This is a genomic window from Mesorhizobium sp. A556 (assembly GCF_054489545.1).
On sequence record NZ_JBTMXA010000001.1, the window covers coordinates 614384 to 628054 of the forward strand.

Genomic DNA, 13671 nt, shown 5'->3' on the forward strand with positions numbered 1-13671 from the left:
TCATCTACCATGTGGCGGCAGATTTTCGAGGGTGAAAATGGCGCCGCCGCCCTTGGCTCCAAAGAACCGCTTCTGAAGTTGGAAAGCCCCCCGCTATCCGCGCCTTCAAAACGCGCTGACGTAAAGCCCGCCATCCACCGGTATGTTCTGGCCCGTCAGGTATCCCGCGTGAACCGAACACAGGAAAGCACAAATCTGGCCGAACTCTTCTGGCGTACCAAGCCGCTTGGCGGGAACGTCGGCCGAAATGCGCGTCTTGCGCGCCGCAGCGGCAGCCGGGTCTTCGACGCTGCCGGCTTCGTGCGGGCCGCGCAGGCGGTCGGTGTCGAGTTTGCCGGGAAGCATATTGTTGATGGTGACGTTCTTGTCGGCAACGGTGCGGGCAACGCCTGCCAGGAAAGATGTCAGCCCGGCGCGCGCGCCCGACGACAGGTCGAGACCGGCAATGGGCACATATACCGACAGCGAAGTGATGTTGACGATACGGCCGAAGCCGCGCGCGGCCATGCCGTCGATTACCGCTTTGACCAGTTCGATGGGGGTGACCATGTTGTTGGTGACGCCTTCGAGGATTTTCTCCCGGTCGAGTTCGCGGAAGTCGCGGAAAGGCGGTCCGCCATTGTTGTTGACGAGAATGTCCGGATCGGGACATGCGGCCAGTAGCGCCTGTTGCACCTCGGGCTTCGAAACGTCGCCAACGATTTCTATCACCTCGACGCCGAATTTTTCGCGCAATTCAGCGGCCGTGCGCGCCAGCAACTCGCCATTGCGGCCGTTGACGACAAGGTCGCATCCAGCTTCGGCAAGGGCAAAGGCGCAGCCCCGCCCCAGTCCCTTGCTGGATGCACAGACGATGGCCTTCTTCCCGCGAATTCCGAGATCCATGAAACATACTCCTTCAAAGAGCCGCAAGCTAACCGCCCGCATGGCAGGCGGCAACCACGATCCTGTTATCAGGGCCAGTCAGCCCCACAGGGCATTTTGCGGAGGCGAGACGAGCGAGCCTTCATAGGTGAGGCCGGGCGTGCGGTCGCGCGCCAGCAGCAGCGGGCCGTCGAGATCGACAAACTCCGCGTCCTGCGCCAGAAGAACCGCCGGTGCCATGGCAAGCGACGTGCCGACCATGCAGCCTACCATGATGCCGAAACCCAGTTCTCGCGCTCTGTCGCGCAACAGGAGCGCTTCCGTCAGCCCGCCGGACTTGTCCAGCTTGATGTTGACGACGTCGTACAGGCCAAGCAGCGACGGCAGGTCAGCCGCGACATGCACGCTTTCGTCGGCGCAGATCGGCACGGGATGCGCCATATCGCGCAAGAGCGCGTCCTTGCCGACCGGCAGCGGTTGCTCGATCAGCGCGATACCGAGTTCGGCCGCGACCGCCAGGTTCTCGGCGATGTTGTCTTCGCTCCACCCTTCATTGGCATCGAGGATGATTCGGCTGGATGGTGCCGCCTGCGTCACGGCGCGAATGCGGGCGATATCCCCGTTGCCGCCGCCAATCTTTACCTTCAGAAGCGGCCTTGCGGCATTGGCGCGGGCCTGCGCCGCCATTGCTTCCGGCTCGCCCAGCGACAGCGTGTAGGCTGTTTCGAGCGGGCGGGGCACCGTACCGATGCGGGCGGCGACCGAAACGCCGCTGGTTTTTGCCTCCAGATCCCACAAGGCGCAATCGACGGCGTTGCGGGCGGCACCCGCTGGCATCGCGGCAACCAGGTCGGCGCGACTCATCCCGTTGGCCACATCGGCGCGCGCCGTATCGATCTGCGCAAGCACGCTTTCCATCGTTTCGCCGTAGCGCCGGTAGGGTACGCATTCGCCGCGCCCAAGGTGGTTTCCGTCTCGTATCGTGCAGGCAATGACCTCGGCTTCCGTTTTGGAGCCGCGTGAAATGGTGAAAACGCCAGCAATGGGGAACCGCTCGGCTACAACCGAAATGACACGCGCCATATTTTTCTTCTCCAGCCGTGCTTAAACAGGGACTTCGTCAAATCGACAGGCCTTGTTCATCACGCTAAACAGGACGCCATGTTGACCATCGGGAAACGGGACGCAAGCACGACAGCTACCGCCGCCGCCAACCACCAGCCGCGCATAGAAGTGGGCGAGGAGGATGGTGTGCTTGGCTGCGCCTTTTCCGGAGTCTGGACGACGCGCACGATCGCCTTGATCGACGACGAGATGCGCAAACTGGAAAAGCGCAAGGGATTCAGCAAGCTTGCTCTCGACCTCTCCGGTATCGACAAGATCGATACGGCGGGCGCATGGCTGATCGACCGCCTCATAAAGGCCTTTGAGGGCGATGGAAGCCAGGTTGCCGTGCAGGGACAAAGCAAGGTCGCGTCGATCCTGCTGGATGCCGTCGGCGAGGCCGGCAAGCACGACAAGGATTCTGGCGCGGACCCGAAGCCGAATATCGTCATTCGCGTGCTGGAAGCCGTGGGGCGGCGCGTCTACGAGATGCGCGACGACTTCCTGTCCGCCATGAACATCCTCGGCGCGACGATCCGCGGCGCGCAGATGAAACTCGGCCGGGGCCATGCCGTCAATCCGGCCGCCATCTTCAGCCAGATTGACCGCATGGGCGTAGGCGCCATCCCTGTTGTCGTGCTGATGTCGGCGATCGTCGGCGCGATCGTTGCCCAGCAGGGCGCCTACCAGCTCAGCTATTTCGGCGCCGACATCTTCGTCGTCGATCTGGTCGGCGTGCTGGTGTTGCGCGAGATGGGCGTGCTGATGACCGCGATCATGATAGCGGGCCGCTCCGGCAGCGCCATCACCGCCGAAATCGGCTCGATGAAGATGCGCGAGGAGGTCGACGCCCTCAAGGTGATCGGCCTCAACCCTATTGGCGTCCTGGTCTTTCCGCGCCTCGTCGCCCTGGTGATTGCCTTGCCCTGCCTGACCATCATCGCCAATTTCGCCGCGCTCGGCGGCGGCATGGCGGCGGCGTATTTCTATTCCGACATACCACCCGCCGCCTTTGTCGATCGGCTGCGGTCCGCCATCGACACGAGCACCATCTTCGCCGGTCTCATCAAGGCGCCCTTCATGGCGATCATCATCGGTACGATCGCTTCGGTCGAAGGCATGAAGGTGGGCGGCAGCGCCGAATCGCTCGGCCAGCACGTTACCGCCTCGGTGGTGAAATCGATCTTCGTCGTCATCATACTCGATGGGCTATTTGCCATGTTCTATGCGGCGATAGAGTTCTGAGATGATGGCTGTCGAAGACGCGCCCGAAATAGCGGCTCCCAAGGGCAGCGACGAAATCGTTCTTTCCGCGCACGACATCACGGTCGCCTTCTCCGGCAAGGTCATCCTGGACCATCTGTTCCTAGATATACGGCGCGGCGAGATCTTGGGTTTTGTCGGTGCCTCAGGCGCAGGAAAATCCGTGCTGCTGCGCACCATTCTGAACCTCAACAAGAAGCAATCCGGCACGATCAGGCTGTTCGGCGTCGATGTCGAAGAGGCGAGCGACCTGGGTCGATTGCGAATCGACATGCGTTTGGGCGTTCTTTTCCAGCACGGCGCGCTGTTTTCGGCGCTGACGGTGCTGGAAAACGTGCAGGTGCCGATGCGGGAATACCTCGATTTGCCGCCCAGGCTGATGGATGAACTGGCCATGCTCAAGATCGAGTTGGTCGGGCTGCCGCCTGATGCGGCGCGAAAGTACCCGTCTGAACTTTCCGGCGGCATGATCAAGCGGGCAGCGCTGGCGCGTGCGCTGGCGCTGGACCCGGACATCGTCTTCCTGGACGAACCGACCTCCGGTCTCGACCCCATCAGTGCCGCCGAATTCGACGAACTCGTCGTCAAGCTTCGCGACACCATGGACCTGACCGTCTACATGGTCACGCACGATCTTGATTCGCTTTTTACCGCCTGCGACCGTGTAGCGGTGCTTGGAAACAAGAAGATTCTGATCGAAGGCACGATAGACGACATGATGAAGAGTGAAGAACCCTGGGTAAAATCCTATTTCCGTGGCAAACGCGCCCGGCAACTTGATCTTGCCGCACGCACACAACCATAATCACGGCAATGGAAACCAGAGCCAACTACGTTATCGTCGGGATATTCACGCTGACCGCCATTCTTGCGGCGTTCGCCTTCGTCTACTGGACCGCCGCGATCGGCGACCGGGGCGAGACGGTGATGCTGCGCGTTCGTATTCCTGGTTCGGCGTCCGGTCTTGGGCGCGGTAGCTTCGTGTTGTTCAACGGCATCAAGGTGGGCGACGTCAAGCGCGTCTATATCGACGTGAGCAACCCGACAGCGGCCATCGCCGATACCGAGGTTGACCGCACGACGCCGATCACCAAGTCTACCAAGGCCGATATTGGTCTCGCGGGCCTGACCGGGCAGGCCAATATCGAACTCAAGGGGGCGGACCCCAAAGAGGTCAATCTCCTTGACCAGGCCGAGTTGGAAGGCAAGGTTGCCGTAATTGTCGCCAACCCATCGGCGGTGACGAACCTGCTGCAGACGGCACAGGATATTTTCCAGCGCGCCGACGCGGTGCTTTCCGAGTTGGAAGGCTTTGCGAAAGACGTTCGCGGCCCGCTGACCCAGACCGTTCAGAACGCCCAGGCGTTTTCCGACTCTCTGGCGAAGAATGCCGACGGCATCGATAAATTCCTGGCCAGCGTGAGCGCGCTCTCCGACACGGTAAGCAGCGTTTCCGGCAAGCTCGACGGAACCCTGAAGGCTGCGGAGGGATTGCTCAATTCGGTGGACAAGGATCAGGTCAAACAGATCGTAGCCAATATCAACACCGTAACCAACAATTTGAAAGAGACCAGCGGGCAGTTCGAGCGGGTGGTCAGCAACGTCGATACCGCTGTCGGGTCGATCAACGATTTCGCCAAAAGTACGCAAGGCACCTTGGCCAAGGTCGATGGTGTGCTTGATGCCGTCAATCCGGAGGATGTCCGGGCGGCGCTCTCCAACATCCAGAAAGCCAGTGAAAACGCAAATAAGGCAGCTGCCGATATCGCCGTGGTTACGGATAAATTCGCCGACGGGGCTGACGATATCGACCAGACCATCCATGACGCGAAGCAGTTGGCCTCGCGTCTCAACGCCGCCTCTGTGCGCGTCGATGGCATCTTGCTCAAAGTCGACAAACTGCTGGGTTCCGGCGAGGCCAATGGCGTCATGGCCGATGCAAGGGAAACGCTCAAATCGTTCAAGCAGGTGGCGGATACGCTGAACGCGCGCCTTGGCACGATCACCGACAATCTGGCGCGCTTTTCGGGGCAGGGTCTGCAAAACATAAATGCCCTGGTGCAGGATAGCCGCCGCTCCATCGGCCGTATCGAGGAAGCTGTCACCGACCTCAGCCGCAATCCGCAGAAGATTCTTTCGGGCGGATCGGGCGAGGTACGCCAGTATGACGGGCGGGCGCGGCGTTGACATCGCCCCTTACCCGCCCCAGAAAATCGACTTCGGCGCCACAAGGGCGGTCCGAACGAATTGAGGTCCGCAGAGACAACGGGGATCGCGCGTGAAATCGATCAGGCTCTATTCGAGCGTAGCACTCCTTGTCTTTTCCCTGGCCGGGTGCGCGGCGCTGCCGGGCGGCGGCCCCGCGCCGCTCGACACGTTTGAGTTGTCGGCCCCGTCGGTTTCGACCAAGGCCCACAGCCGCCGTCAGATCCTGATCGCGGAACCGTCGGCGCTCAAGGCGCTGGACAGCCAGAATATCGTCATCAAATCGTCGGCGCGTTCCATCCAGTACCTCAAGGGCGCGCAATGGGCCGATCGCCTGCCGCTGATCGTGCAGGCGCGACTGGCCGAGACGTTCCAGCGCTCGGGCAGCTTTGCCGGCGTCGGCAAGCCGGGCGAGGGGCTGGCGATCGACTACCAGATCATCGTCGAGGTTCGCTCGTTCGAGGTTCAGGTCGACGGCGCACAAAACGCTAGCGTCGACCTGTTCGTACGCGTTCTGAACGACCGCAACGGAGAAGTTCGGGCTTCGAAGGACTTCACTGCGTCGGCCCCCGTCTCGGGAAGCGGCAACCAGGCCTATGTCGCCGCGCTCGACAAGGCGTTCGGGACTGCGGCGCAGGAAATCGTGCGCTGGACGGATTCCGTGATCTGACCGGGTGACCTCGCCCGCATGGCGCGCCGTAGTTCAAGAAAAAGGCCGGAGCGATCCGGCCTTTTCCTTTTTCCGTCGTAGTGGCCGGTCAGCCCAACCGACCGCTGGCATGGGCAAGCATGGTGTAGACCTTGCCGGTATCCGAGGTCAGATAAGTCTGCGTGACCATGTTGTCGCGGTCGTTGCGCGACACGTCCTTCAACAGCTTTTCGAAGTCGTCGCAATACCGGTCGACAGCGGCGCGGAACTCCGCTTCTGCCTGATATTTGCGGCGAATCTCGTCGAAGGTCTGCTGGCCTTTCAATGTGTAGAGGCGGCGGGTGAACACGTCGCGTTCGCCACGGCGATAGCGGTTCCACAACTCGATCGAGGCTTCATGATCGATGGCGCGCGCAATGTCGACTGAAAGCGAGTTGAGCGATTCCACGACATGCAGGGGCGAACGCGGGGCAGGCGCCGCACGCGGCGTCTCGACCGGAGCAGGCTGGCCATTGTCGTCGCGCGATGCACCGGCGAGCAACCCCTGAACCCAACCCTGGGCGGGACGCGTGGCTGCATCGCGTTGCCGCAAAGTGGTTTCAGCCTGCCGCTGGGGTTCGATCGGCCCGCGAAGCGTTGTCTCGCCCAGCGGAGCCTGGGGAGCGCGACGCTGCGGCTCCGGTGCGCGCGCGGCTGGCGCTTGCGGCGCGGGACGCAGGGAGCGAGGTTCCGAAACATCGACACTGCGGCCAGATTTCGCAACGATATCCGACAGTTCTTTCAGTGCGTTGATTTGTTCCGACACGGCGCGCCGGATTGCCGTGGTCGATTCCTTGGCCTCTTGTGGCATCTCCACCACGCCTTTTTTCAGTTCGGCACGGGTGAGATCGAGTTCGCTCTTGATGGAGCCGGCAGTGCGCCGCATTTCCTCGGTGGCATCGGCGAAACGCTTGGTAGCCGATTCGACGACGTCGGTGATTGCAGCGCGGATCTTGTCTGCGGACTGCAACGTCTTGCCTTCGGCGTTCTCCAGCGTCTTTCCGACGAGGTTTTCGAAAGAGCGCATGACCCTTTCGAGGTCTTCGGACTTCTTGACGAGGCCGACCGCCAGATCCTCGATCGAGGATTGGCGCTCAAGCGTATGTTCCAGATTGCTTTGCGCCGAGCCCAGCAGGCTGGATGCCGACGACAGGAGCCGGCTGTGCTCGTCGAATTTCGTGGCAATCGACGCCACTTCGCGCAGCGTGGTCGAGGAAAGCTCGGTCAGCCTTGTCGTGTTTGAATCGACCAGGCGTGCCGAACTGGCAAACGTCTGCGCCGCCTTCTCGGTCGTTGCCGCGAAGCTTTGCGTGCTTTGCGCCAAACGCCCGTCGACCTGGCCAAGATTGGCCGCCGCATGCTCGATCAGCTCGTTGAGCTGCGAACTGGACGCGGTCATGCGGCCGATCAAATTGTGAACGCTGTCGGCAAGCGTTTCGCGTGCGCCTTCGACTGCCGAGAGGGTCTCGGCCGTGCGGCTGGCGAGGGCATCCACGAGTGCGGCATTTTCCTCGCGCAGCTTGGTAGTCGCGCGTTCGGTCGCTTCCTGCATGGAGCGCTGCAATTCGGTGCCGCCTTCGGCGAAGCGATCGACCAGCGGCCGTGCCGTCTCGTCCAGGATCTTGGTGATCTCGGCAGAGCGGGTAGCAAGCATGGTGCTCAGTTCACGCGTATTGACGCCGATGGTCTTTGCCGCCTCGTTGGTGCTCTGGCCGATATGCTGGCCGACGGCTGTGAACGTTTCGGCGATGACATTGGCGCGCGAGACAAGCTGGTTTTCCGCCTGCGCGATCTGCTCGCTGAGCTTTTGGCCCATCGTGTCGGTCGTCTGTGCGAACCTGTTCTCTACGCTGGAAACCTGCTCCTCGACGCGGGCATGTGTTGCCGCCGCACTGGCTGCGAGGCGTTCATCGACGCCGGAAAGGGCCTGCTCGATCTGGCGGGCATGCGCTGTAAGTTCCTGCCCGGTCTGGCGGGAACGCTCGGCAACGCGCTGCTCCGTCTCGGCGAACGCGCCTACGATATGATCGGCATGTCCACCAATCGAGGAGGCCGTTTCGGCGATGCGTGAAACCATGCGGTTGTCGGCATCGTCGAAGACACGCCCGATTTCCGTGACGCGGGCGGAAAGCGCTTCCGAGCCTTCGGTGATGCGGGCCGTCAACTGTTGATCTGCGCTGTCGAAGATGCGGCCGAGGTCCGAGGCGCGCGAGGCGAGCGCTTCGGCCGATTCGCCGATACGGGTGCCGAGGCGCTCGTCTGCAGCTTCGAAGTTGCGCAGGATGTCGCCGGCACGCGCGGCCAACGACTGGGCCGTTTCAACGGCGCGCGCGACGAGCTTCTGATCCGCCGCGTCGAACGTGCTGGCAATGGCGCTGGCGCGTGCGGCCAGTTCGTCCGCGGTTTCTCCGGCACGCGACAGCATGGCGTTGGAACTGTCCTGCGCCCGCACCGAAATGCGCTGATCCGCCTCCTCGAAGGTACGGGCAATGTCTTCGGCCCGCAGCAGCAGGGCGGCCGCGGTCTTTTCGGCACGCTCGGCGATCTTGCGGTCGGCGTCGCTGAAGGCGGCTCCTGCCTGCTCATGCAGGACAGCGGTGACTTCCATGACCTTGTCGCGCAATTCGCCGGCAACGAACACCGCACTCTTTTCGAGAACGCCGCGAATATTGTCGACGCCCGATGAAAGCGCTCGTTCCATGGTGCCTGCGCGCTCTTCGATGACGCCGGTCTGGCGATCGAAAACGGCCTCGATCTTCTGCACGTCGGCAGCGATCGCGTCGGAAATGCCCGTGCTCTTGGCTGCAATCTGGTCGATATGACCGGAAACGGCGAGGTCGATGCCGCGACGCGCCTCGGTAAGCTTGCCGAGGTCGTCTTCCAGTGCACGGGTCAGCATGTCGCGGCCATCGGCGAGCTTGCCGACGTGACCGACGATGACATCGTCTATGTCGCCACGGGTTGCCGCGAGCTTCTGCAAATCGGCTTCCAGCGCGCGCTTGAGGATATCGCGGCCCTCGGCCAGCTTCTCGACCTGGCCGGCGACCAGTCCGTCGATGCTGGAGCGGCTTTCGGCCAGCTTGGTGAGATCGTCCTCGAGCGCCTGTCCCAGGCTGGCACGATCCTGCGTCAGTCTTTGCATGTGATCCTGCAAAAGACTGCTGACGCTGTGGAGATCGGCGTCGAGCGCCCGCGAGAATTCGTTGCGGTCCTCCACCAGTTTCTGCGATTGACCGGCAACCGCGCCCTGAATCGTGTTGAGATCAGCCTCCAGCGCGCGCTTGAGGATATCGCGTCCCTCCGCCAGTTTCTCGACCTGCCCGGCAACCAGTCCGTCGATGCTGGAACGGCTTTCGGCCAGCTTGGTGATGTCGTCTTCCAGCGCTTTTGCAAGGCCTGCACGGTCCTGCGCCAGTTTTTCGGATTGACCGGCAATAACACCGTGGATCGCGGTGAGATCGGCTTCCAGCGCACGCGACAGCGTGGCGCGCTCTTCGGCGAGCTTATCGTGGTGTCCGGAAATCGCCCCACGGACATGATCGAGATCGCCTTCGAGGGCCTGCGAAAACTTAGAACGGTCCTGCACCAGACGGTCGGACTGATCGGCGATCACGTTCTGGATGGTATTGAGGTCAGCCTCGAGCGCGCGCTTGAGAATATCGCGGCCCTCGGCCAGTTTCTCGACTTGGCCGGCAGCCAGCCCATCGATGTCGGCGCGGCTTTCCGCCAGCTTGGCGAGGTCGGCCTCCAGCGCGCGCTTGAGGATATCGCGGCCCTCGGCCAGTTTCTCGACCTGACCGGCAACCAGTCCGTCGATGCTGGAGCGGCTATCGGCCAGCTTGGCAAGATCGTCCTCCAGCGTGCGCGAAAGGTTGACGCGCTCTTCGGCAAGCCGGTCGGCGTGCTCGGAAACGGCGCCGCGCACCTGGTCGAGGTCGCTTTGCAAGACCTGCGAAAGCTTCGAACGATCCTGTACCAGCCGGTCGGATTGATCGGCAATCACGCCCTGGATGGTGTTGAGGTCGGCTTCCAGCGCACGCTTGAGAATGTCGCGGCCTTCGGCCAGCTTTTCCACCTGGCCGGCAACGAGCCCATCGATGCTGGAGCGGCCTTCCGCCAGCTTGGCGAGGTCGTCCTCCAGCGTACGCGAAAGCAGGCTGCGGTCTTCCGCAAGCTTCGCTGAGTGGCTATCCATCAGCCCCTTGATACCGCCGATGTCGGTTTCCAGAGCCTTGGCCAGCGTCGCGCGGCCCTCCGCGATCTTTTCGACCTGACCGGCGACCAGCCCGTCGATGCCGGCGCGGCTTTCGGCCAGCTTGTTCATGTCGGCTTCCAGCGCGCGCGTCAGAATGTTGCGGCCTTCAACCAATTTACCGACATGACCAGAGACCATTTCGTCAATGATCGAGCGGGCTTGGACCAGTTTCTCCGAGTCTTCATTCAACGCATGAGAAAGCCGGTTGCGGCCCTCGTCCAGACGCTCCAGATGGCTTCCGAGCGAGGCATCCATCGCCGCGCGGGATTCGTTGACCTTGCGCAAATCCTCTTCGAGGGCTCGCGAAATCAGATTGCGGCCTTCGGCAAGCTTCTGCACCTGGCCGGTAACGACGGCATCGATGTCGGCGCGGCCTTCACTGAACTTGGCCAGATCCTCGTGCATGGCCGCAGCCATGCGCTCGCCGCTTTCCGCCAGCTTTCGGCTATGCTCCTCAACGGCGCTCTCGATGCCGGCGCGAGCGTCGGTCAGGCGCTGGATATCGGTATCGAACGATTGTGAAACGGCGTGGCGAGCCTCTTCCATGCGGCCGGCAAAATCGGTCGCGCGGGCTTCCAGCATCGTCGACGTGGAGGTGACGATGTCGGCCATATTGGCGCCGATCTGGGCCTTGCCCTGGTCGATCATCACCGACAGGTCGTCCTTGCTCTGCGTGAAGGCGTTGGAGATATCGCGGGCACGCTCAACCAGCGTCTCGTTGATCTGCCGGGCGCGGGCCTCAAGGGCCGCGTTCAGCTTCTGCGTGCCGGTATCAAGTGCTTCGGCGCGGGTCTGGAATTCGCTGATCAAGGCCTGTCCGCGTTCAGCCAGCGTCCGTTCAATGCCGCTGAGGCTGGCCTCGAACTCGGTGTTGAGCGTGCGTGCGGCACCGCCGAGCAGTGACACCATCCCGGCCGTACGGTCGTCCAGAAGGTCGGTCAGCGAGCGCGTCAGCCCATCGGTACTGTCGGTCAATTTGGCGATGCGCGTGTCGAGCAGGCTGGCGAAAGCCTCGCCGGAGGTCGAAAGACGGTCGGTAATGGAATCCAGGCGGCCTTCGACGGAATCGAAAATCGACATCGAGCTTTGGTTGATGCGGTCGATCAGCGTATCGCCGGAATTGGTGATCGTCATCGACAGGTTGGTCGACGCGCTCATAATGCTGTCGCGGATGGTATCGCCGGCGGAATCGATTTCTTCTTTCAGGGTTTCGTGGGCACCCATAATCGAGGCCCGCACGCGCTCCGCGTGGCCGACCACGGCTTCGCGCTCGCTGCCGAGACCATCCACGAGCGAACGGATGCGCGCTTCGTTCTCGGTATAGGAGCGCTCGATCTGATTGACCTCGCTATGAACCAGCGTTTCAAGCTCGACGGCGCGGGCCAGCGTGCGCTCGATGCCTTCACCCATGGCCGCCACTTCGCGGCGCACGGCCTGGCCGATCATCATGACGCGGTCCTGGGCGAGATTTTCCGGCTCGGCCAGGCGAAAGGCCACCTCGGTCATCGACTGTGCCGCCAGACGCATGTCCTGCGCGCGGCGGATCATGGTTGCGAACGCCCAAAACAGGACAATAGGCAGCACCGTCGCCACGGCCAGCCCGATCAGTCCCGGTTGGGCCAGCAATTGGTCGAGTGAGCGGATTTTCCAGATGCCGTTGCCAAACATCATGTTGGCAATGGCGCCCGCACCGACGATCCAGGCCAGCGATACAAAGGCAACCACCCAATAGATCGCGCTGGAAGAGCGCCGGTTAAGCGCATGCAGCAGGGAACGATAATCCTTCTGGCGGTCGTCATTGGCCGGCGCAAAGCCAGTCTGCGCGGCACCGAATTGTTCGATCGGCCGCAATTCCGGCTGTGACGGCTGCTTGGCCACGGGCTTCGCAGGCGCGCTCACGGGCGCATCCGTCGCACCCTTTTCGCCGCGCCCGGCACGGGCCAATTCGTCGGCCGCCTGGGAGATTTGTGCTTCCAGATCTTCCATGGAAGCCGCCATGTCGATGCCGCCAGCTTCGTTTGCCAAGTCGAGATCCAGCGCTTTTTCAAGCTCGCTGGCCACGTCATTGTCGAGATTCTTGGAGGTCGTCGGTTTCTTCGCCATGCCTTCGCTACCCTGTACTAGCTGCCGCGGAGCCTGTTATTATCGATTCTCTAGCCCCGCGCATGAGGCTCAATATGGACCCCGCGTATCGTAATGACACAGGGGGGTAAAGAAAACATGCATTCGGCGCGATACGTAAAACTTTAAATATAAGGTTAACAGGAGCGTGATTTGGACGCCTTCGATCCGCTATTTTTTCGCAACGTCTCATTAACTCGCTAGCCATAACAATCGGTCGGATATCGGCTGCTTTGGGCTGTCTGCAAGGGAATTGAGGCGATTATGAGCGGTGACCTCGGGATGGCCTTTTCAATGCCGGGCGGCGAGACAACTATTCCGGCCCCTCCACGCCCGATCGATATGGCGCATCTATCGCGCCAGACAATGGGGGACCGTGCGCTGGAGCAGGAAGTGCTGGCGCTTTTTCTCCAGCAGGCACTCGGCATGGCGCAGAAAATGGCTGAAACCGATACGAAAGGCCGGTTGTCGCTTGCGCATGGGCTCAAGGGTTCGGCGCGCGGGGTAGGGGCCTTCGCCATTGCCGAATGTGCCGCCGATATCGAGGGCTGCCCAGACGAAGCGCGTATCTGGAAGCGGCTCGACGGGCTTGTCGAGGCCGTTCGCGATTTCATCGCCGCCATCGCGCGCTGACCTAAAGCACGTAGCGACCTTTCAGGTTCGCTTTCCGTGCTTTAGGTCGTTGTTTCTCGCATGTCTTTGCCCCGAAACCGGTGCCCACTTTCGGGAGACATGCTTTAGCGGCACACTTTCCAGAAAACGGCACCGAACGACGCTTTCGCGCGCCAGTTGACTTGTGCGCCGGAGTGATTATCTCGGCGCAGACTCTTTCAGGTGACATATGACAAAGCTGACCTACATTGCCCACGACGGCACCCAGTTCGACGTGGATGCCGAAAACGGCTCGACCGTCATGGAAAACGCGGTTCGCAATGCCGTTCCCGGCATCGAGGCCGAATGCGGCGGCGCCTGCGCCTGTGCGACCTGCCACGTCTATGTCGACGAAGCGTGGACGGCAACGGTGGGCGAACCGCAGGCGATGGAAGAGGACATGCTGGACTTCGCCTACGATGTGCAGCCCAACTCCCGCTTGTCCTGCCAGATCAAGGTTCGCGACGATCTGGACGGCCTTGTGGTGCGCGTTCCCGCCCGACAGGGTTAGCCAAAGCGC

The 13671-nt window shown here is 62.0% G+C and carries 9 protein-coding genes; 6 read left to right on the plus strand and 3 right to left on the minus strand.

The window, feature by feature from the left end; translation table 11 throughout:
- Positions 1–105: 105 nt before the first annotated feature.
- Positions 106–885: an SDR family oxidoreductase gene (locus tag ACX3P0_RS03100; RefSeq protein ID WP_459086475.1), complete on the minus strand. Its 780-nt coding sequence runs from the start codon at positions 883–885 to the stop codon at positions 106–108.
- 78 nt (positions 886–963) lie between these two features.
- The gene (dgcA, locus tag ACX3P0_RS03105; RefSeq protein WP_459086477.1) at positions 964–1947 is read right to left on the minus strand and encodes an N-acetyl-D-Glu racemase DgcA; all 984 of its coding nucleotides are present in this window, start codon (positions 1945–1947) and stop codon (positions 964–966) included.
- A 78-nt stretch (positions 1948–2025) separates the two neighbouring features.
- Between dgcA and ACX3P0_RS03110 the strand changes: the two genes are divergently transcribed.
- The 4 genes from ACX3P0_RS03110 (at position 2026) to ACX3P0_RS03125 (ending at position 6106) form a co-directional block, all read left to right on the plus strand.
- On the plus strand, positions 2026–3213 hold the full coding sequence (locus tag ACX3P0_RS03110) for an MlaE family lipid ABC transporter permease subunit (RefSeq protein WP_459086479.1): 1188 nt from the start codon (positions 2026–2028) through the stop codon (positions 3211–3213).
- Between the two features lie 4 nt (positions 3214–3217).
- On the plus strand, positions 3218–4036 hold the full coding sequence (locus tag ACX3P0_RS03115) for an ABC transporter ATP-binding protein (protein ID WP_459086481.1): 819 nt from the start codon (positions 3218–3220) through the stop codon (positions 4034–4036).
- Between the two features lie 8 nt (positions 4037–4044).
- Positions 4045–5418 carry an MlaD family protein gene (locus tag ACX3P0_RS03120; RefSeq protein WP_459086483.1) on the plus strand — a complete coding sequence of 458 codons (1374 nt, stop codon included), beginning with the start codon at positions 4045–4047 and terminating at the stop codon, positions 5416–5418.
- 91 nt (positions 5419–5509) lie between these two features.
- Positions 5510–6106, plus strand: coding sequence for an ABC-type transport auxiliary lipoprotein family protein (locus ACX3P0_RS03125; protein ID WP_459086485.1), 597 nt, complete (start codon positions 5510–5512; stop codon positions 6104–6106).
- 88 nt (positions 6107–6194) lie between these two features.
- Here the strand turns inward: ACX3P0_RS03125 and ACX3P0_RS03130 are convergent, their stop codons facing one another.
- Complete coding sequence (locus tag ACX3P0_RS03130) at positions 6195–12482, minus strand: coiled-coil domain-containing protein (protein WP_459086486.1); 6288 nt, start codon at positions 12480–12482, stop codon at positions 6195–6197.
- A gap of 282 nt (positions 12483–12764) precedes the next feature.
- Between ACX3P0_RS03130 and ACX3P0_RS03135 the strand changes: the two genes are divergently transcribed.
- Complete coding sequence (locus ACX3P0_RS03135; protein ID WP_459086488.1) at positions 12765–13133, plus strand: Hpt domain-containing protein; 369 nt, start codon at positions 12765–12767, stop codon at positions 13131–13133.
- 208 nt (positions 13134–13341) lie between these two features.
- Positions 13342–13662 (plus strand): 2Fe-2S iron-sulfur cluster-binding protein, encoded by a 321-nt coding sequence (locus tag ACX3P0_RS03140; RefSeq protein ID WP_459086489.1) that lies wholly within the window; start codon positions 13342–13344, stop codon positions 13660–13662.
- Positions 13663–13671: the final 9 nt, after the last annotated feature.